This window comes from Streptomyces sp. WMMC500 (assembly GCF_027497195.1).
GTDB lineage: Bacteria > Actinomycetota > Actinomycetes > Streptomycetales > Streptomycetaceae > Streptomyces.
In genome coordinates, this window is the sequence record NZ_CP114905.1 from 7,567,851 (window position 1) to 7,586,882 (window position 19,032).

The following is a 19,032-nucleotide window of genomic DNA, read 5'->3' on the forward strand; positions in this document are numbered from 1 at the left end:
CGGTCACGTGTCAGTCGCGGCTGCGATGATCGGCGCATGAGCGCAGAAGCGGCGGACACCGCACCGCAGGACCGGTCCTCCGGGCGCGAACGGCCGCACCGCCACCGGGAGATCGTGGACGTGCACCTCCTGCTCCTCCGGCGCACCCCCGCGCCGGAGGTGCTGCTCGCCCGCCGCAGCGGCACGGGCTACGCGGACGGGCTGCTGAACCTGCCCAGCGGCCACCTGGAGGACGGCGAGGACGTGCGGGCGGCGGTGCTGCGCGAGACCGCCGAGGAGATCGGGCTCGTGCTCGACCCGGAGCGGGTCGCCGCGGCGCTCGTCATGCAGCACAAGTCGCCGGCGGGCCGGTCCCGTACGGGATGGTTCTTCGCCGCGGAGCTGCCGCCCGGCGCCCGGCCGGTCAACGCGGAGCCGGACAAGTGCGCGGGCATCGGCTGGTATCCCCTGGCCGCGCTGCCGGACGACATGGTGGCGTACTGCCGGGCGGGCATCGAGGCGTACCGCGCGGGGGAGCGGTTCGTGCTGCACTGGCACGAGGCGGACGACCCCGTCGCGTACGACCCGGAGGTGCCGGACCGGGCGGTGGCGCTGCCGCAGGCGGAGGGCCCGCCGTGACCCCGGTGGGCCGGGGCCTCAGAGGTCCTTGATGCAGCGCGTCTCGATGAGGAACAGCTCGTAGCCGAACCAGCGGTTGATGGCGAGCATCGGCTCGTTGTCACCGTCGTTGCCCGTGAAGGCGTCGGTGTACCCGGCCGCCCGTGCCCGCCGCAGCGACTCGTGCTTCGCGAGCTTCGCCAGCCCCCGGCCGCGGAACGCCCGGCGGCTGCCGGTCATCCCGGACAGGTAGCGCCCCCGCCCGTCGGTCTCGGCCAGGGAGAACGCCGCCACCTCACCGTCCACCACGGCGGCGATCGTCAGGTCGTGGTCGAGCAGCGGCTCGCGCCAGGTGTGGTCGAGCCAGTGCTCGTACGCCATGGCGTCGACCGGGGTGTCGCTCGGTTCGTCCAGGGCCGCTTCCGCGTCGGCCTCGTACAGAGGCCGGGGATCGTCGAAGTCCGCGAACGCGCGCAGCTCCACGCCGGCCGCCGGTTCCGGCCGCGGCGGGAGCGCAGCGCGCAGGTCGAGGTGGAGGACCCGGCCGGTGCGGCCCCGGTGATAGCCGCGCCGCTCGGCGAAGCGGAAGTCGCGCTCCGGGTCGTACACCCAGGTGTAGACGGTCGTCGCGCCCTGCGCGGCGAGGTGGGCCTCGGCCGCCGCGAGGAGCGCGGTGCCGACGCCGCGGCCGGTGTGCCCGGGGTGCACGTGCGGCTGGGCGGCGCCCTGCCCCGGCGTGCTGCTGTCGAAGATGAGGTGCGCCGTGCACTCGCCGACGATCTGCCCGTCGACCTCGGCGACCAGCGGCCGCAGCCGCTTCTCCGGCGGCGCGGAGGCCACGTTCCAGCGCACCGACTCGGCGGTGGTGACGGCGAACGGCACGGCCGCGCGCTGCACCTCGGCGACGGCGTCGGCGTCCTCGGGCCGGAAGTCCCGTACGCGCACACTCATGGCGCCGCACGGTACGGCGACGGGGGTGCCGCTGTCGTGCGAATTTCCCCCCGCGGCCCACAATGAGTCCGTGACCATCCAGATTTTCGTCGATCAGCAGGCGCCCGAGGCCCCGTACGAGCAGGTGCGCGCCCAGATCTCCGCCCAGGCGCGCGGCGGCGTGCTGCCCGCCGGCACCAAGCTGCCCACCGTGCGGGGCCTCGCCGAGCAGTTGGGCCTCGCACCGAACACCGTCGCCAAGGCGTACCGCGCACTGGAGAGCGACGGGGTGATCGAGACCCGCGGTCGGCACGGCAGCTACGTGGCCGCCGCGGGCGACGCCGCACACCGGGAGGCGGCCGCGGCGGCACAGGTGTACGCGCAGCGGGCGCAGCGCCTCGGACTCGACCACGGAACCGCGCTGACCGCGGTGGAAGAGGCGCTGCGCGCCGCATACGCCGACGCGTAGGGCCCCACCGGGCGGACCCGGCCCGGGCCCTCGGGGGTACGCGCCGAACCTGGGGCCTCCTTCACCCCGGGCCGGGCCGTCGTCGCCCGCGGCTGTGCGGTGCCGGGCGGGCGGTCGGCGCGCAGCGGCCCGGCCGACGAGGCCCACCAAGGGCCGAGCCGACGACTGCGCAGACCGCACCCGGAGCCGCCCGCGAACCGGCCCGGCCCGGGAGGCCGTCGCGCGGCGCCGAGCGGATACCCCCGTATTCCGCCCGGCGCCGCGCCGCTTGGGTGCTGGAGCGCTTGGCTTGGTGCTGGTGACAAGCCTGCGGACCGGAACGAACCGACCGCAAGCGAATGGCGTCGAAACGGGAAGCTGGAACGGGAATCCGACCACCGACCAGCGCGAACGGGACTAGGGTGGAACGCGTCGGAACGGGGGCAGGACGTGAGGGACGCGGCGACGGAGAAATTCGCGGCGCTGCTGCGCGAGTTGAAGCAGCGCTCGGGGCGCAGCTATGGCTCGCTGGCGGCCCGCCTGCACGTGAGCACTTCGACCCTTCACCGCTACTGCAACGGCGACGCCGTGCCGTCGAGCTACGCACCGGCGGAACGCTTCGCGCGCCTGTGCGGCGCGACGCCGGACGAGCTGGTGGAGCTCCACCGCCGCTGGCACCGCGCGCACGGCATCCGCCGCGGGGCGGCTCCGTCGTGGGCGGCGGGCGAGGAGCCGCGGGGCGGCGGCCGGGGCCGGGACGCGCGGTCCCCGAAGCGGGGAACACCCGCGGCGGGCGCGGGCCGTGCGGGAGCGTCCGGTCGGCGCCCTGCCGTGCCGGACGGACCCCGGGGGCACGACCCGGCCGCGGGTGCGGACGGCGAGCCGACCGCCGACGTGAGCACCGACACGCGGTCGCCCGCGGCGGCAGTACCGGGCGCCGCGGACTCCGTACCCCGCGGTGCCGCCGCGCGCGAGGGCCGCGGCGGTGGGGCGTCGGCATCTGATGGCACCGGCGGCTCTGTCGACAAGTCGGCCCCGGACGATGCCCCGGCCGCCGGCGGTGCGGGCGACTCCGGTTCCGGTGACACCCCGTCCTCCGGCGCCGCCGTCCCCAGAGCGGCCCGCGGCCACCGGTGGTCGCGCCTCTCCCTGTCCCTGCGCGGTGCCGCGGCGGGCGGCTTCCGGGCCGCCGGACTCCGCGGCCGGTGGGTGGGCCTGCCGGTCGCCGGGGTGGTGGCGGTGGCGCTGGTCGCCTTCGTCGCCATCTCCAGCGGGTCCACCGGCGAGGGCCGGGCCGGCGGTGGCGACGGGCGCGAGAGCGGGGTCGTGGCCGACGGGAGCCGGGGCGGCGGAGGCGCGAAGGGAGGCGAGACGGCGGAGAAGGACCGGGCCGCCGATCCGTCCGGACGGCGCAAGCCCTCGCCCGCCGGCGGCGGCGCGGGGGAGGACCACCCGGAGGACGGCGCGAGCCCCCGCAAGGGCGGCGCGGCGCCGCCCACGGGCCGGGACGAGGGCAGCGTGCAGACCCCTCTCGCGTGGTCCGTCCGATCGCACGTCTGGGAGAACGGCTGCGACCACCGCTACGTCCTCGACAAGTCCCCCGACGACGTGCCGCCCCCGCCCGTGGCGCAGGACGCCGAGGCGTGGGCCGCCAGCCAGGGCGCCGTCCACGGCGGGACGACGAACATCGAGACCGCCATCGAGCCCCGCGGCGCCGAGCCGGTGACCGTCACCGCCGTCCACGTGCGCAAGTCCACGACCGGCGCGCCGCTGCCGTGGACCGCGTTCGCGATGTCCGACGGCTGCGGCGGCGAGGTCACCAAGGCGGCGTACACCGTGGACCTGGACACGCCCCGCCCCGTTCTCAAGCCCATGCAGGGCGGCGACTCCACGCAGACCTGGGATCCCCCCGCGCTTCCGTACCGCGTCACCCCCGACGATCCGCTGTCCCTCCTGGTGTACGCCAACACCGAGGACCACGACGTCCGCTGGTACCTGGAGGTCGAGTGGAGCACCGGGGACGACTCCGGCGTCATACGCATCGACGACCGGGGTGCCCCGTTCCGTACCAGCGCGATCCAGGACCGCCCGCTGTACGGCTACGACTACGCCAACGGCTTCTGGCGCTCGTGGCCGCTGGCCGACGACCCCGACGCGCAGGACCCCGCGTCGTCCGCGCCCCCGGCGCCGTAGGCACGGCGCCGGCCGGAGGAACCGCAGGAACCGGAGAAAGCGGAAGACGAGCCACCGGCGAGGGGCGTATTCCAGCCAGATGAAACGGTTCTCCTGGTCAAGACCGCGTTCTGGGCCGGGAATTGGGGATGATTCCGCTGTGGGGGATGCGCATGTGACGCAGGCAGACGATAGGGTTAGCCTGCCCGGGCCGGGAGCCCTCGTCAGGGTGGGGAGTGTCATGGATCAGATAGCAATGCGCGGCAAGGCGCGAGTTCCTGCAGTCAACTGCGGGAGCAGCGCGTCGCGGGCACGCGTCGACCGGCATCTCGCCGTGCTCGGCGGACCCGCCGCCCCCCAGGGGGACACGGACAGCGCCACCATGCTGATGCGTGAGCTGACCGCACGCGAGGACAGGGCCGCGAAGCCGGGCCGCATGGCGCGCGTCTCCCTCTTCGCCCCGCTGCGGAAGCTGCGGCGCACCCTCTTCGGCAACCGCAAGAGCTGACAGACGACTCGTATCGGGGCGGGCCGCGGCGACCCGGCATGCCGCGCCCGCCCTGATCGCTGCCCGCGTACGGCAGCACCCCCGCACCCGGGGAGCGCCACGAAACGCGCGCTCCCCGTCGCCGTTCCCCCGTTCTTCGTTTCTCGTTTCTCGCTGCTCAGCCACGTCCCCGCGCGCTGCGCCGCACCGCGAGCGGTACGAACACCGCCAGCAGCACCGCAGACCAGGCCAGCGCCGCCGCCACCGGATGCGTCATCGGCCACGCCGCGCCCGCCGCGTCGTCAAGACCCGGCGGCGCGCTGCCCGTCAGGTCCCGTACGGCGGTGACGTACGCGCTGAGCGGGTTCCACTCCACCACCGCCCGCAGCCACCCCGGCATGCCGTGGGTCGGCACGTACGCGTTGGAGAGCAACTGCAGCATGAACGTGGTGCTCGCCAACTGCCCCGCCGCCTCCTCGTTGCCGACCACCATGCCGAGGTGGCTCCCGATCCACGCCGACGTGAACCGCAGCAGGAGCAGCAGCCCCAGCGCCCCCGCCGTCGCCGCCGCACCGCCGTCGTTCCGCCAGCCCACGGCGTAGCCCACCGCGACCAGCGGCGCCAGCCCGGCGGCGAACAGCAGCACGTCCGCGACCGCGTGCCCCAGCGGCACCGCCGCCCGGCTGATCGGCAGCGCCCGGAAGCGCTCGGTGACTCCGCGGCCGGTGTCGCCGGCGGCCTGCAGCATGCCGGTGACCAGGCCGCCGGCCGCCGTGGTGGCGAAGAGGCCCGGGACGATGTACGAGCGGTAGTCGGCGCCGCCGGGGAGTGAGACGGAGTTGCCGAAGACGTAGCCGAAGAAGAGCAGCAGCGTCAGCGGCATCACCTGGGTGATGACGAGCAGCGCGGGGTTGCGCCGGGCGCGCCGCAACTGGCGGCCGACCATGGCCATGCCGTCGTACGCGAGGTCGCTCATGCCGCCGCCTCCTTCGCGGTCCCGGCACCGTCCGCCGCGCGGCCCGCGTCGCCGTCCGCCCCCGTGAGCCGGAGGAACACCTCGTCCAGCGTCGGCCGGCGCAGAGTCGCGTCGACCAGCGGCACCCCCGCCGCGTCCAGCTCCCGCACCACGCGCGGCAGCGTCAGCCCCGGGTCGTACGCCGCCGCCCCCACCGCGCGCCGCTCCGCGTCCAGCCGCGGTTCGCCCCCGGTCAGCGGCCCGAGCACCACGGCAGCCGCCGCCAGCGCGGCCTCCTCGGCCACGACGACCTCCGCGTACGCGCCCACGCGCCGCTTCAGCTCGTCGGGCGTGCCGGTGACCGCCGCCCGGCCGTGGTCGACGACCACCACGGAATCCGCCAGCCGGTCGGCCTCTTCCAGGTACTGCGTCGTCAGCAGCACCGTCGTGCCCGCCGCCGCCAACTCGCGCACCGCCGCCCAGATCTGCTCGCGGCTGGCCGGGTCGAGCCCGGTGGTCGGCTCGTCCAGGAAGAGCACCCGCGGCCGGGCCAGAAGGCTCGCGGCCAGGTCGAGCCGCCGGCGCATGCCGCCCGAGTACGTCCGGACCGCCCGGTCGGCCGCGTCCGCGAGGCCGAACCGCTCCAGCAGCTCGTCCGCCCGCTCCCGGCCGGCGGGCCCGCGCAGCCGCAGCAGCCGGGCGAAGAGGTGCAGGTTCTCGCGCCCCGACAGGTCGTCGTCCACCGACGTGGCCTGCCCGGTGACGCCTATGGCCCGGCGCACGGCGGCCGGCTCGGCTACCACGTCGTGCCCGGCGACCCGCGCGCCGCCGCCGTCCGGCGGGACGAGCGTGGTCAGCACGCGCACGGCGGTGGTCTTGCCGGCGCCGTTGGGGCCGAGGAGGCCGCAGACGGTGCCCTCGGGGATGGCGAGGTCGAGGCCGCGGAGGGCGTGGACGTCGCCGTAGCGCTTCTCCAGGGCCTCACTAAGTACAGCGTACGTAGTTGTCATGCCGCCGAGCATAACCGACTCAGTACGCTGTACGTAAACCAGTGGCCGACGGCCCGTGGGAAGGCAGCGATGGCAGCGAGCGGACGAGCCGCGGACGGGGCGGCGCACGGCGCCACCCCCGAGGTGATCTGGACCCGCCCCGAGCGCGCCGGCCGCGGCCCGCGCCCCGCGCACAGCCGCGCCGCGATCGCCGCCGCCGCGGTCCGGATCGCCGACGCGGACGGCCTCGACGCCGTCTCGATGCGCCGGGTCGCCGCCGAGATCGGCAGCGGCACCATGTCGCTCTACAACTACGTGCCGCGCAAGGAGGACCTGCACGAGCTGATGGTCGACGCGGTCAGCGCCGAGTACGACCTGTCGGCACCGCTGACCGGGGACTGGCGCGCCGACGTGCTGGCGCTGGCGGAGCAGTCGCGGGAGCTGATGCGCCGGCACCCCTGGCTGCCGCGGCTCACCGCGACCACGGCGTACGGGTTCACGCCGCACGCGCTGCGCTACCTCGACCGCTTCCTCGCGGCCCTGGAGGGCCTGGACGCGGCGCCGGGCACGAAGATGGAGCTGGTCGCGATGGTCACGGCGTCGGTGACCAGCTACGTGACGTTCGAGATCGCGCTGGCCGAGCGGGCCCGGGCGCTGCCGTGGAGCGAGGCGGAGGAACAGGCGGTCCGGGGGGCCTATCTGGCGGGGCAGTTGGCGACGGGGGAGTACCCGCACCTGGCCGCCGTACTGGCGCAGGCGGCCGAACCCGGGGACCACGACGAGGCGTTCCGGCGGATGCTGGGGCGGGCGCTGGACGGCTTCGAGCCGCCGGGCGGTGCCGCGCCGGGCGCCGGGACGCCGGGCGACGGGGTGGGCTGACGGATACCGCCGCCGGCCACGGGAGTTGGGCGCGAAGCACACTTGAAACGCGTCCGGCCCGGCAATTACGTTCCTCTGACATGTATCTCGCCCGGCGCCTGCTCGCCCTGCCGCTGACCCTCGCCGACCCGACGTTCACCGACGTCGAGAGCCCCACCGACTCCACCCCGGCCGAGCGCACCGTCGACCCCGCCGAGTGCCCCGTGGTGCCGCACATGCTGCCCGGCGTCGTCAGCGCCGCGTCGGTCGGCTCCGAGAACCTCAAGTCCGACCACTCGGACCACGGCCTCGGCGTCATCGACGTCGCCGCCCCGGGCGGCGACGACTACCAGATCCCCGACACCCCCTCGAAGGACCCCTACGTCCTGTCCACCTGGATCGACGGCGCGTACGCCTCGGGCCCCGGCACCTCCGCGGCCGCCGCCCAGGTCTCCGGCGTCGCGGCCCTCCTCAAGAGCGAGCACCCGCACGCCTCCCCCGCGAAGCTGCGCGCCCTGCTCTTCGCCCAGGCCGACAACCCCGGCTGCCCCGACTTCTACGACCCGGACGGCGACGGAGTCGAGAACGCCGTGTGCACGGGCGACGACCGGCTCAACGGCTTCCACGGCGCGGGCGTCGTCGACGCCCTCGACGCGGTCCGCCGCTAGCGGTCCGCCGCCGGTCGCCCGGCCCCGCGGTTCAGATCAGCGCGAACTGCCCCTCCGGGCCCTCCTCGTGATGGTCCAGCACCGACGCCGGGCGGCGCGCCGACGCGGGGACCGGCAGGACGCCCGCCTCGTGCAGCTCGGCCGCCGTGATCTCCGCTCCGGACGCGCCGGAGGCTCCCTCCGGGCCCCGTGCCTCGTCCGCGCCCGGCTCCGCCGCCTCCGCGAGCAGCGCCAGCACCGTGATCAGCTCCAGCAGCTCCGACGTCCACTCCTGCGGCCACGCCGCGGGCCGTATCGCCGCCAGCGTCCCCGGCTCCGCCGGCTCCAGCCGCGCGGCGATCCACTGCTCCAGCACGGGCACGCCGCCCTCCGTGAACTCCCAGGCCGCCCGCGGCACCGGCGAGATGCGTCCCGCGCCGAGGAGCAGCGCCTCCTCCTCCGGGTCGTACGACACCTCCGCCGGCCGGGCCGGGATCGCCGCCCGCACGTACGGCCGCCGGCCGCCCGGCAGCCGGGGCTTCCCGCCGCCGCGGGCGCCGCGGAGCTGCACCTCCAGCAGCCGCCGGCCGCGCGCCACGCCCGCCTCCCACACGGCGGCGTCCGCGGTCAGCGGCACCGCGCACCCGCGCGGGGTGGCCCGCCCGGCGGCCAGCACCCAGGCGAACACGTCCTCCGGCGCGACCTTGCCGCCCAGCCGCCTGCCCAGCAGGCGCAGCAGCCGCGGGGCGAGGTTGGGCTCCCGTCCCCGGGGCCGCCGGTACAGCGGCCGGATCCGCCCCGGCCGCCCGGCGGGCGACCGCCCGTCCGGCAGCAGCGCGGAGGCGACCACGGCGAGCCCGCCGGACCCGGCAGGCCCCTGCGCCGCGTAGCCCGCCTCGACGGCGAACAACTGGCGGTCGTCCGCGACCCGCCACAGCTCCGGCCGGGCGGCGTCGATGAGCCGGTTGTCGGGGATCAGCCACTGCGGGTCGTACGCCCCGTGCAGCACCCGCACCGGCTCGGGACACGGCCCCGCCTCGCGGGCCAGCCGCCCGGTCCCGGCCGCCCGCCCGGGCAACTGCGCCACGGCGCTGCGCGCCGTCCGCGCCCGGGTCGCCCGGAAGAGCGCGTCCCGGTCGGCTCCTTCGGCCCGTACGAGCGCATCCCACCGCGCCCGCAGCGTCGCGGCGCCGGGCGCCATGACCCACCCCCGCCCGAGCCGCAGCGGGGCGACGGACCAGGGCATCAGGTCGGCGAGCAGCGGGGCGGAGAGGATCGCGGCGTCCGCGCCCTCGGCGTCCGCGCCCGCGGCATGCGGGCCCTCGCCGTCCGGACCGGCGCCGGCGGGACTTCCGGCGCGTACGCGCTGGGCCGGCACGGCTGTCGCCGGCGCGTCCTCGACCGGCGCGTCCTCCGCCCGCTGCACCGCCGCCGCGGGGTCCTCCGGCGCGGGAGCGGCGGCCTCCGCCACGGCCGGGCCGCTGTCCGCCGAACTCCCCATGGACCGTCCTCCCCTCGACTCCCGAGCCGCCCGCAGGGCGCTTCGCATCCTACGATCCCGCTGCGACATCCCCCTCGTCACCGCGAGCGGTTCACCCGTGTCATGATCCGTCGATGACTCCCGGAACGATCACCGCGGACGCCGCCGGCACCTGGCGGCTCGGCGACCTCACCGTCCACCGCCTCGGCTTCGGCGCCATGCGCCTGCCGGCCGCGGCGGAGCCGGCGGCCGGCGGCCGGGCGCGCGCCCACGCCGTGCTCCGGCGCGCCGTCGAACTCGGCGTCAACCACATCGACACCGCCGCCTTCTACTTCTCCCCGTACCGCTCCGCCAACGAACTGATCAACTCCGCCCTCGCGCCGTACCCCGACGACCTCGTCATCGCCACCAAGGTCTGGGCCGGCCGCGACCCGTCGGGCGCGTGGGCGTGGGCCGAGCCCGAGCAGATCCGCGGCCAGGTCGAGGAGAACCTGCGCCAGCTCGGCCGCGACCACCTCGACGTCGTCAACCTCCGCCTCCCGCCCAGCCGCCGCCGCGCGAACGGCTCGCTGGCCGACCACTTCGGCGCCCTCGCCGAGTGCCGCACGGCCGGCCTCGTCCGCCACCTCGGCGTCTCCAACGTCAGCGCGGACCAGCTCGCCGAGGCCCGGACGATCGCCCCGGTCGTCTGCGTCCAGAACGCCTTCGGCGTCGGCGCGGACGACGAGGAGCGGGCCCTGCTGCGTACCTGCGACGAACAGGGCGTCGCCTACGTGCCGTTCTTCGCCATCGCCGGCGAGGGCCGCGAGGCGGGCCCCTCTGGTACGGACACCGAGGAGGTCCGCGCCGCCGCCCGCGCCCACGGCCTGACCCCCGCGCAGATCCGCCTGGCCTGGACCCTCCACCAGGGCCCGCACGTCCTCGCCATCCCCGGCACGGGCAACCCCGACCACGTCACGGAGAACGTCGCCGCGGGCGCGGCCCGCCTCACCGACGAGGAGGCGGGGCTGCTCGGCTGAACGCGGCCCGGGGAGCGCCCGCTACGGCGCCTCCAGCGTCATGCTGAACGAGAACCGGTCGCCCCGGTAGCGGATCCGGGCCACGTCCACCACCCTGCCGCCGTCGTCGTACGAGACGCCCGTGTAGTGCAGGATCGGGCTCAGCAGCGGGACTCCCAGCAGCTCGACCGTCTCGGGGTCGGCGAGCGTGGCGGTCACCGTGTCCGTGATGCGGGCGATGCGGACTCCGGCGCGGTCGCGGAGGACCTTCGTCATCGGCCAGCGCTCCAGGTCCGCCGGGTCGATGCGGGCCGCCGCCTCCGGGTGCACGGTGTTGACGGCCCAGTTGGTGGGTTCGCCGGTCTCGCCGTCGTGGCGCAGGCGGCGGTACGTCACGGCCTCGGCGAGGTCCGGGAAGTAGTCGGCGAGGTCGGCGGGGACCGGGGCCGGTCCGTGGTCGAGGAGCTTCGTACGGTCCCCGGACTGCTGGGCGACGATCGCGTCGACCGAGCCCAGCAGCCGGACGGGCGCGGTGCGCCGGGCGGTCGCCTCGATGAAGGTGCCGCGGCGGCGGTGGCGCGTGATCAGGCCCTCCTCCTCCAGCTCCTTGAGGGCCTGGCGGAGGGTGAGCACGCTGACGCCGTAGTGCTCGGCGAGCCGTTCCTCCGTCGGCAGCCGCAGGGGCGCGTCCGGGGAGCGGCCGAGGATGGAGGCGCGCAGGGACTGCGAGACCTGGTACCACAGCGGCAGCTTGCGGTTGAGCTGGAGTGAGTCGGGCGCGAAGAGGCCGGTCATGCCCGGAATTCTTGCCGCAGCCCCCGCCACACGTCGTCGTAGCCCTGCTGCAGGTGGTCCGCGTCGCGTGCCTGCGGCGTGAGCGTGACCGGCCAGCGCGTCTCGAACATGAACGCCAGCCCGTCCTCGATCTTCTGGGGCTTCAGCTCCGCCGCCGAGGCCCGGTCGAAGGTCTCCTGGTCGGGGCCGTGCGCGGACATCATGTTGTGCAGCGAGCCGCCGCCGGGCACGAAGCCGCCGGGTCCGGCCGTCTTGGCGTCGTACGCGCCCTCGACGAGGCCCATGTACTCGCTCATCACGTTCCGGTGGAAGTACGGCGGCCGGAACGTGTCCTCGCCGACGAGCCAGCGCGGCGCGAAGACCACGAAGTCGACGCCCGCCAGGCCCGGGGTGTCCGAGGGCGAGGTGAGGACGGTGAAGACGGACGGGTCGGGGTGGTCGTAGCTGATGCTCCCGATGACGTTGAAGCGGTGCAGGTCGTAGACGTACGGGACGTGGTTGCCGTGCCAGGCGACGACGTCCAGCGGGGAGTGGTCGTACGTGGCCGTCCAGAGGTTGCCGCAGAACTTGCTGACGACCTCGACCGGGCCCGTCGTCTCCTCGTACGCCGCGACCGGGGCGAGGAAGTCGCGGGGGTTGGCCAGGCCGTTGGCGCCGATGGGGCCGAGGTCGGGGAGGACGAAGGGCCTGCCGTAGTTCTCGCAGACGTAGCCGCGCGCCGTGACCCCCGCGTCCAGCGGCTCGACGCGGAAGCGGACGCCGCGCGGGACGAGCGCGACGTGCCCCGGCTCGGCGCGCAGCAGGCCCAGTTCGGTGCGGAGCAGCAGGCCGCCGCGCTCGGGGACGACGAGGAGTTCGCCGTCGGCGTCGGAGAAGACGCGGGTCATGGGGGCGTTGGCGGCGTAGAGGTGGATGGCCATGCCGGTGCGCTGCGCGGCGTCGCCGTTGCCGCCGAGGGTCCACAGGCCGGCCACGAAGTCGGTGCCCGGCGGGGGTTCGGGCAGCGGGTCCCAGCGGAGCCGGTTGGGGTCGGGGACCGCCTCGGTGAACGGGGCGGAGCGCAGACCGCCGTTGTCCGCACGGACGAAGCGGGGGTGCGCGGCGGAGGGGCGGATGCGGTAGAGCCAGGAGCGCCGGTTGTGGGCGCGGGGCTCGGTGAACGCGGACCCGGACAACTGCTCGGCGTAGAGCCCGAGGGGGGCGCGCTGCGGGGAGTTGCGGCCGGTGGGCAGGGCGCCGGGGACGGCCTCGGTGCTGTGCTGGTTGCCGAAGCCGGAGAGGTACGACAGCCCCTCGGCGGTCTTGCGCGCCCGCTCGGCGCCCGCCTGCCCGTCGGGTGCCCGTTCCGCGCGTGCCTGTGCTGCGCTGCTGGTCATGGTGGTGTCGCCCGCCTTCCCTCACCATTCCTATGGAGGACCATAGGAATGGTCTCAGGTGTACGCCGCCGGCGCCACCCGGCCCCGCGTGACCCACCGCACTCCCGGCCGCCCTGGGCGCCGAAAACTACCGGCGCTAGTTTGGTGCCGTACGCACACCGCCGACCCACCGGGAGACGTACCGATGCAGGCTCACGACGGCATGTTCCTCGACGGCCGCTGGCGGCCCGCCGCCGGCGACGGCGTCATCGAGGTCGTCGACCCCGCCGACGAGCAGGTCATCGCCACCGTCCCGGCCGGCACCGCCGCCGACGTGGACGCCGCCGTCGCCGCCGCCCGCGCCGCGTTCCCCGACTGGGCGGCGACCCCGCCCGCCGAGCGGGCCGCGCGCGTTCGGGCGCTCAGCGACGCGCTCGCCGCCCGGGCGGAGGACGTCGCCGCGACGGTCACCGCGGAACTGGGCGCGCCGCTGACGTTCAGCCGGAAGGTGCACGCCACGGTGCCGGTCGCCGTCTCCGCCTCGTACGCGGACATCGGCGCCTCGTTCCCGTACGAGGAGAAGGCCGGCAACTCCACCGTCCTGCACGAGCCCGTGGGCGTCGTCGGCGCCATCACGCCGTGGAACTACCCGCTGCACCAGATCGTCGCCAAGGCCGCCCCGGCGCTCGCCGCCGGCTGCGCCGTGGTGCTCAAGCCCGCCGAGAACACCCCGCTGGTCGCCCGCCTCTTCGCGGAGGCCGTCGCCGCGGCCGGCTTCCCGCCCGGCGTCCTGGGCGTCGTCACCGGGCTCGGCGCCGAGGCCGGCCGCGCGCTGGTGGAGCACCCCGGCACCGACTTCCTGTCGTTCACCGGCTCCACCGCCGTCGGCCGGACCGTCGCCGCGGCGGCGGGCGCGGCGGTCAAGCCCGTGGCGCTGGAGCTGGGGGGCAAGTCCGCGAACGTCATCCTGCCGGGCGCCGACCTCGCCAGGGCCGTCAGCGTGGGCGTCGCGAACGTCATGGCCAACTCCGGCCAGTCCTGCAACGCCTGGACCCGGATGCTCGTCCACCGGGCCGCGTACGACCAGGCGCTCACCCTCGCCACCACCGCCGTCGCCAAGTACGCCCCCGGCGATCCCCGCGACCCCGCCACCCGCCTCGGCCCCGTCGTCAGCGCCGCCCAGCGCGACCGCGTCCGCGGCTACATCGAGCGGGGCACCGCCGAAGGCGCCGTGCTCCTCGCGGGCGGGCCCGAGGCGCCGGCGGGGCGGGGGCGGGGCTACTTCGTCCAGCCCACCGTCTTCGCCGACGTCACGCCGGAGATGACCATCGCGCAGGAGGAGATCTTCGGGCCGGTGCTCGCGATCATGCCGTACGAGGACGAGGACGACGCCCTGCGCATCGCCAACGGCACGGTCTACGGCCTCGCCGGCGCCGTGTGGGCGGGCGACGACGCGACGGCGGTGGCGTTCGCGCGGCGGATGGAGACCGGAACGGTCACCGTCAACGGCGGGAAGTTCGACCCGCTGGCGCCGTTCGGCGGCTACAAGCAGTCCGGCATCGGCCGCGAGCTGGGGGTGGCCGGGCTCACGGAGTTCCTGCACACCAAGTCGCTGCAGTTCTGACGTACGTACCCACGCACCCGAGACCCCCCGAGACGCCCCCGAGACGCCCCCGAGAGACGGAGCCACCGATGACCCGCGCCGCCGTCCTGCCCGCGATCGGCTCCCCGCTCGAACTCGCCGACATCGACATCCCCGCCCCCGGCCCCGGCCAGGTGCGCGTCCGGCTCGCCGCCGCCGGCGTCTGCCACTCCGACCTCTCCCTCGCCAACGGCACCCTGAGCCAGCCCGCGCCCGCGGTGCTCGGCCACGAGGGCGCCGGCACCGTCGTCGCGGTCGGCGAGGGCGTCACCGGCGTGGCCGCCGGCGACGAGGTGGTGCTCAACTGGGCCCCGTCCTGCGGCGCGTGCCACCACTGCCGGCTCGGCGAGCCGTGGCTGTGCGCCGCCGCCGGCGCCGCCGCGGCCGAGCCGTACGCCACCCGCGACGGCGCCGGGCTCTACCCGGGCCTGGGCACCGCCGCCTTCGCCGAGGAGACCGTCGTCCCCGCGCGCGCCGTGCTCCCCCTGCCCGCCGGGGTGCCGCTGGCCGACGGCGCGCTCCTCGGCTGCGCCGTACTCACCGGCTGGGGCGCCGTGCACCACGCCGCCGCGGTGCGGGCCGGGGAGTCGGTCGCCGTCTTCGGCGCCGGCGGTGTGGGGCTCGCCGTGCTGCAGGCCGCCAGGATCGCGGGCGCCGGGCCGCTCGTGGCGGTGGACGTGTCGCCGGCGAAGGAGGAGCTGGCCCGCGCCGCCGGGGCCACCGACTTCGTCCTCGCGGCGCCGGGCGGGGGGCGCGACACCGCGAAGCGGATCCGGACGCTGACGGCGGGGATCGGCGCCGACGTGGCGATCGAGTGCGCCGGCCGGGCGGAGTCGATCCGTGCCGCCTGGTCCTGCACGCGCCGCGGCGGGCGGACGACGGTCGTCGGCATCGGCGGGCAGGAGGACCGGGTGTCGTTCTCGGCGCTGGAGCTGTTCTACTTCGGCCGCACGCTCGCCGGTTGCGTCTACGGCAACAGCGACCCGGCCCGCGACCTGCCCGTCATCGCCGCCCACGTACGCACCGGGGAGCTGGACCTCGGCGGGCTCGTCACCGCTCGCATCGGGCTGGACGGCATCCCGGCGGCCTTCGAGGCGATGCTCGCGGGGCGCGGGGGCCGGGCGCTCGTGGTCTTCTGAGCGGACCGCCGCCTTCCGCACACCGTCAGCCGATTACTTGACGGACGTCCCGGCGGGCGGAAAGAAAGTGCCCTGACGATCAAGCTGCGACAACGCCCTTGTCTTCACTTCTTGGAGGCACCTGGGCCGCCGGATGTGCTTTCGGTCAACTCCCCCGGGCTTTTGACTCTTGGTGGATAAAGTTTGTTTGCGGTTGAGTCGAAGCAGTTCCCAGGGTGAGGAAAAGAAGTTAACTTGTTGCGGACCGGTCAACCGGGACGGCGTCGTCACCCCCTCACTCGGACGCCGCCGCCCCGTGGCGCGACGGCGCGCGCCTGTGCAACCCCCCACCGACCCTCTCCCCGGAGGCAACGCGTGCACAGGAAACTCAGAAAGGTCATCGCCGCATTGTCAGGCGGCCTGCTCGTGACATCGGGCGTGGTCGCGCTTACCGTCAGCCAGACGGCCACGGCCGCCCCGCCCGCGGCCGCGGCCGCGGAGTTCCGGCAGGTGGAGCTGGCCAAGGGCGTGCCCGAGATGGGCGAGCCCATGTCGCTGGCCGTGCTGCCGGACCGGTCGGTGCTGCACACCGCGCGCGACGGCACGGTGCGCCTGACCAACGCGAACGGCGACACCAGCGTCGCGGGCAAGCTCTCCGTCTACTCCAACGACGAGGAGGGCCTGCAGGGCGTCGCCGCCGACCCGGGCTTCGCGCAGAACCGCTTCGTCTACCTCTTCTACGCCCCGCCCCTGAACACCCCCGGCGGCGGCGCCCCCGAGACGGGCACCCCCGCCGACTTCGCGCCCTTCGACGGCGTCAACCGGCTCTCCCGGTTCGTCCTCGGCGAGAACGGCACGCTGGACATGGGCAGCGAGGTCACCGTGCTGGAGGTCCCCACCTCCCGCGGGCAGTGCTGCCACGTGGGCGGTGACATCGACTTCGACGCCGAGGGCAATCTCTACCTGTCCACCGGCGACGACACCAACCCGTTCGCCTCGGACGGCTACACGCCCATCGACGAGCGCGGCAACCGCAACCCCGCGTTCGACGCCCAGCGCTCCTCCGCCAACACCAACGACCTGCGCGGCAAGGTGCTGCGGATCAAGGTCAACGCGGACGGCTCGTACGACATCCCCGACGGCAACCTCTTCGCCCCCGGCACGGAGAAGACAAAGCCCGAGATCTACGCCATGGGCTTTCGCAACCCGTTCCGGATGAGCGTCGACAAGGCCACGGGAGTCGTCTACCTCGGCGACTACGGCCCCGACGCCGGATCGGCCAGCGGCACCCGCGGCCCCGGCGGCCAGGTCGAGTTCAACCGCATCACCGAGCCCGGTAACTTCGGCTGGCCGTACTGCACCGGCGACAACGACGCCTACGTCGACTACGACTTCGGCAACGGCTCCTCCGGCGGCGCCTTCAACTGCGGCGCTCCGGTCAACAACTCGCCGCACAACACCGGCCTGACCGAGCTGCCGCCGGCCCAGGCCGCCTGGATCCCCTACGACGGCAACTCCGTCCCCGAGTTCGGCAACGGCTCCGAATCCCCGATGGGCGGCCCCGTCTACAACTACGACGCCGGTCTCGACTCGGCCGTGAAGTTCCCCGAGGAGTTCGACGGGGACTACTTCGCCGGCGAGTTCGGCCGCCGCTGGATCAAGAACATCAAGGTCGACGGCTCCGGCGGGGTCGAGTCCATCAACGCCTTCCCCTGGTCCGGCACGCAGGTGATGGACATGGCCTTCGGGCCCGACGGGGCGCTGTACGTCCTGGACTACGGCACCGGCTTCGGCAGCGGCGACGCCTCCAGCGCGCTCTACCGCATCGAGAACGTGCCGGCAGGGCAGGCGGGCGGCGCCTCGGCCGGTGAAGAGCCCAAGGTGGTGAAGGCCGGCGGCGCGGACAGCGGCACGCCGAAGGCCGAGAGCGCGGCCACGGTGGAGCTGAAGCTCCCCGGCGACGGGCAGCTCTTCGAGTTCGGCGACGCCGTGGACTTCGAGATCGAGGTGACCGACCCCGACGGCGGTGAGGTCGACTGCTCGAAGGTGACGCTCGACTACCTCCTGGGCCACGACTCGCACGCCCACCACCTCGCCTCCGCCTCGGGCTGCTCCGGCACCCTGCAGACGCCCACGGACGGCGGGCACGACGTGAGCGCCAACATCTTCGGCGTCTTCACCGCCAAGTACACGGACGCGGACGGCACGATCGTCACCGACCAGCACCTCGCGCAGCCCCGGCACCGGCAGGCGGAGCACTTCAAGACCACCGAGGGCGTCGAGGTCGAGGAGGCCGAGTCGGCGGAGGGCGGCACGCGGGCCGGCGGCATCGACGACGGCGACTGGATCGCGTTCTCCCCGTACCTGCTCCAGGACGGCGACTTCACCGCCCGCGTGGCCGCGGAGGCGGCGGGCGGCAGCATCGAGGTCCGCGCCGACGCACCGGACGGGACGCTGCTCGGCACGGTCGACGTGCCGGCGACGGGGGGCGCGGACACGTACGAGGACGTGACCACCACGCTGGCCGACGCGCCGGCCGAGACCACGACGCTCCACCTGGTCTTCACGGGCGCGGCCGACGCGCCCTTCACCGTCGACTCCTTCACCATCGGCTCCGGAGGCGAACAGTGACCGACAACATGAAGCGGCGGGCCCGGCGGCTCGCCGTCCCGGCCGCGGCGTGCGCGCTGCTGTGCGCGGCGGCGGTGCCGATGACCGGCGCGACGGCGTCGCCGGCACCCGAACCTCCGGCCGCGCCCGCCGCCGAAGCGGCCCCCTTCGACGTGCTGGTCTTCTCCAAGACGGCCGGCTTCCGGCACGACTCGATCGACGAGGGCGTCGCGGCGCTCACCCAACTGGGCACCGAGAACGACTTCACCGTCACGGCCACGGAGGACGCCGGGGCGTTCACGGCGGAGAACCTCGCGCAGTACGAGACGGTCGTCTTCCTGCACACGACGGGCGACGTGCTCGACGCGGCGCAGCAGACCGCGTTCGAGGGCTACGTCACGGGCGGCGGCGGCTACATGGGCATCCACGCGGCCGCTGACACCGAGTACGACTGGCCGTTCTACGGCGAGCTGGTCGGCGCCTGGTTCGCCTCCCACCCGCACATCCAGGAGGCCACGGTGCAGGTGGAGGACCACGCGCACGACGCCACCGCGCACCTGGACGACCAGTGGGTCCGTAACGACGAGTGGTACGACTACCGGGCCAACCCGCGCGGCACCGCGCACGTGCTGGCCACGCTCGACGAGTCGACCTACGACGGCGGGCAGATGGGCGAGGACCACCCCATCGCCTGGTGCCAGGAGTACGAGGGCGGCCGGTCGTTCTACACCGGCGGCGGCCACACCGCCGAGTCGTTCGCCGAGCCCGACTTCGTACGCCACCTCCTCGGCGGCGTCCGCTGGTCGGCCGGCGCGGTGGAGGCGGACTGCGCCTGAGCCCCTGTCCCCGAGACCCGTCGTCGCCGCGAGGGGCGGCGACGACGGACCGGCCCCCGGGCCGGCACGGCGAACGGGTGGCACGCCGACCACCCCACCGCCGAACCCAGGTGCC

Annotated in this window: 15 protein-coding genes and 2 pseudogenes; 11 read left to right on the forward strand and 6 right to left on the reverse strand. The window is 75.0% G+C overall.

Annotation, left to right across the window (positions count from 1 at the left end):
- Positions 1–90 precede the first annotated feature (90 nt).
- Positions 91–618 (forward strand): annotated as a pseudogene (locus tag O7599_RS32635) (NUDIX domain-containing protein); the annotation flags it as partial.
- 18 nt (positions 619–636) lie between these two features.
- On the opposite strand, the gene O7599_RS32640 reads toward O7599_RS32635, so the two are convergent.
- Positions 637–1,542: a GNAT family N-acetyltransferase gene (locus O7599_RS32640; RefSeq protein WP_281623616.1), complete on the reverse strand. Its 906-nt coding sequence runs from the start codon at positions 1,540–1,542 to the stop codon at positions 637–639.
- A gap of 76 nt (positions 1,543–1,618) precedes the next feature.
- On the opposite strand from O7599_RS32640, the gene O7599_RS32645 reads away from it, so the two are divergent.
- The 3 genes from O7599_RS32645 (at position 1,619) to O7599_RS32655 (ending at position 4,655) form a co-directional block, all read left to right on the forward strand.
- Positions 1,619–1,996, forward strand: a complete 378-nt coding sequence (locus O7599_RS32645; RefSeq protein WP_281619201.1) for a GntR family transcriptional regulator — start codon at positions 1,619–1,621, stop codon at positions 1,994–1,996.
- A 429-nt stretch (positions 1,997–2,425) separates the two neighbouring features.
- The gene (locus O7599_RS32650) at positions 2,426–4,168 is read left to right on the forward strand and encodes a helix-turn-helix transcriptional regulator (RefSeq protein ID WP_281619202.1); all 1,743 of its coding nucleotides are present in this window, start codon (positions 2,426–2,428) and stop codon (positions 4,166–4,168) included.
- A 220-nt stretch (positions 4,169–4,388) separates the two neighbouring features.
- Positions 4,389–4,655 (forward strand): hypothetical protein, encoded by a 267-nt coding sequence (locus O7599_RS32655; RefSeq protein ID WP_281619203.1) that lies wholly within the window; start codon positions 4,389–4,391, stop codon positions 4,653–4,655.
- Positions 4,656–4,812: 157 nt separating this feature from the next.
- On the opposite strand, the gene O7599_RS32660 is transcribed toward O7599_RS32655, so the two are convergent.
- Both O7599_RS32660 and O7599_RS32665 read right to left on the reverse strand, forming a co-directional pair.
- Positions 4,813–5,610, reverse strand: coding sequence for an ABC transporter permease (locus tag O7599_RS32660; protein ID WP_281619204.1), 798 nt, complete (start codon positions 5,608–5,610; stop codon positions 4,813–4,815).
- Positions 5,607–6,599: an ATP-binding cassette domain-containing protein gene (locus O7599_RS32665; protein WP_281619205.1), complete on the reverse strand. Its 993-nt coding sequence runs from the start codon at positions 6,597–6,599 to the stop codon at positions 5,607–5,609. Before O7599_RS32665 ends, O7599_RS32660 begins: the two co-directional genes overlap by 4 nt.
- Positions 6,600–6,668: 69 nt before the next feature.
- Between O7599_RS32665 and O7599_RS32670 the strand changes: the two genes are divergently transcribed.
- Both O7599_RS32670 and O7599_RS32675 read left to right on the forward strand, forming a co-directional pair.
- On the forward strand, positions 6,669–7,457 hold the full coding sequence (locus tag O7599_RS32670; RefSeq protein ID WP_281619206.1) for a TetR/AcrR family transcriptional regulator C-terminal domain-containing protein: 789 nt from the start codon (positions 6,669–6,671) through the stop codon (positions 7,455–7,457).
- Between the two features lie 119 nt (positions 7,458–7,576).
- Positions 7,577–8,104, forward strand: a pseudogene (locus O7599_RS32675) (S8 family serine peptidase); the annotation flags it as partial.
- Positions 8,105–8,135: 31 nt separating this feature from the next.
- Here the strand turns inward: O7599_RS32675 and O7599_RS32680 are convergent.
- Entirely contained in the window at positions 8,136–9,584 is a 1,449-nt protein-coding gene (locus tag O7599_RS32680; RefSeq protein ID WP_281619207.1) for a type ISP restriction/modification enzyme, read from the reverse strand.
- A 113-nt stretch (positions 9,585–9,697) separates the two neighbouring features.
- Here O7599_RS32680 and O7599_RS32685 point away from each other — a divergent pair, with 113 nt between their 5' ends.
- Positions 9,698–10,582 (forward strand): aldo/keto reductase, encoded by an 885-nt coding sequence (locus O7599_RS32685; protein ID WP_281619208.1) that lies wholly within the window; start codon positions 9,698–9,700, stop codon positions 10,580–10,582.
- 21 nt (positions 10,583–10,603) lie between these two features.
- On the opposite strand, the gene O7599_RS32690 is transcribed toward O7599_RS32685, so the two are convergent.
- Positions 10,604–11,356, reverse strand: a complete 753-nt coding sequence (locus O7599_RS32690) for a GntR family transcriptional regulator (RefSeq protein WP_281619209.1) — start codon at positions 11,354–11,356, stop codon at positions 10,604–10,606.
- On the reverse strand, positions 11,353–12,732 hold the full coding sequence (gene hmgA, locus O7599_RS32695) for a homogentisate 1,2-dioxygenase (RefSeq protein ID WP_281619210.1): 1,380 nt from the start codon (positions 12,730–12,732) through the stop codon (positions 11,353–11,355). Before hmgA ends, O7599_RS32690 begins: the two co-directional genes overlap by 4 nt.
- 184 nt (positions 12,733–12,916) lie before the next feature.
- Between hmgA and O7599_RS32700 the strand changes: the two genes are divergently transcribed.
- The 4 genes from O7599_RS32700 to O7599_RS32715 all read left to right on the forward strand — a co-directional run bounded on the left by O7599_RS32700 (position 12,917) and on the right by O7599_RS32715 (position 18,917).
- Positions 12,917–14,335, forward strand: a complete 1,419-nt coding sequence (locus O7599_RS32700; protein WP_281619211.1) for an aldehyde dehydrogenase family protein — start codon at positions 12,917–12,919, stop codon at positions 14,333–14,335.
- A 68-nt stretch (positions 14,336–14,403) separates the two neighbouring features.
- Positions 14,404–15,492, forward strand: coding sequence for a Zn-dependent alcohol dehydrogenase (locus tag O7599_RS32705; protein WP_281619212.1), 1,089 nt, complete (start codon positions 14,404–14,406; stop codon positions 15,490–15,492).
- Between the two features lie 405 nt (positions 15,493–15,897).
- On the forward strand, positions 15,898–18,102 hold the full coding sequence (locus O7599_RS32710; protein ID WP_281619213.1) for a PQQ-dependent sugar dehydrogenase: 2,205 nt from the start codon (positions 15,898–15,900) through the stop codon (positions 18,100–18,102).
- Between the two features lie 8 nt (positions 18,103–18,110).
- Positions 18,111–18,917 carry a ThuA domain-containing protein gene (locus tag O7599_RS32715; RefSeq protein WP_281623617.1) on the forward strand — a complete coding sequence of 269 codons (807 nt, stop codon included), beginning with the start codon at positions 18,111–18,113 and terminating at the stop codon, positions 18,915–18,917.
- Positions 18,918–19,032 lie beyond the last annotated feature (115 nt).

Coding starts and splice junctions, on each gene's coding strand:
- O7599_RS32700 (WP_281619211.1), top strand. CDS start 12,917: ATGCAGGCTCACGACGGCATGTTCCTCGACGGCCGCTGGCGGCCCGCC.
- O7599_RS32715 (WP_281623617.1), top strand. CDS start 18,111: ATGAAGCGGCGGGCCCGGCGGCTCGCCGTCCCGGCCGCGGCGTGCGCG.
- O7599_RS32670 (WP_281619206.1), top strand. CDS start 6,669: ATGGCAGCGAGCGGACGAGCCGCGGACGGGGCGGCGCACGGCGCCACC.
- hmgA (WP_281619210.1), bottom strand. CDS start 12,732: ATGACCAGCAGCGCAGCACAGGCACGCGCGGAACGGGCACCCGACGGG.
- O7599_RS32690 (WP_281619209.1), bottom strand. CDS start 11,356: ATGACCGGCCTCTTCGCGCCCGACTCACTCCAGCTCAACCGCAAGCTG.
- O7599_RS32685 (WP_281619208.1), top strand. CDS start 9,698: ATGACTCCCGGAACGATCACCGCGGACGCCGCCGGCACCTGGCGGCTC.
- O7599_RS32705 (WP_281619212.1), top strand. CDS start 14,404: ATGACCCGCGCCGCCGTCCTGCCCGCGATCGGCTCCCCGCTCGAACTC.
- O7599_RS32680 (WP_281619207.1), bottom strand. CDS start 9,584: ATGGGGAGTTCGGCGGACAGCGGCCCGGCCGTGGCGGAGGCCGCCGCT.
- O7599_RS32665 (WP_281619205.1), bottom strand. CDS start 6,599: ATGACAACTACGTACGCTGTACTTAGTGAGGCCCTGGAGAAGCGCTAC.
- O7599_RS32660 (WP_281619204.1), bottom strand. CDS start 5,610: ATGAGCGACCTCGCGTACGACGGCATGGCCATGGTCGGCCGCCAGTTG.
- O7599_RS32655 (WP_281619203.1), top strand. CDS start 4,389: ATGGATCAGATAGCAATGCGCGGCAAGGCGCGAGTTCCTGCAGTCAAC.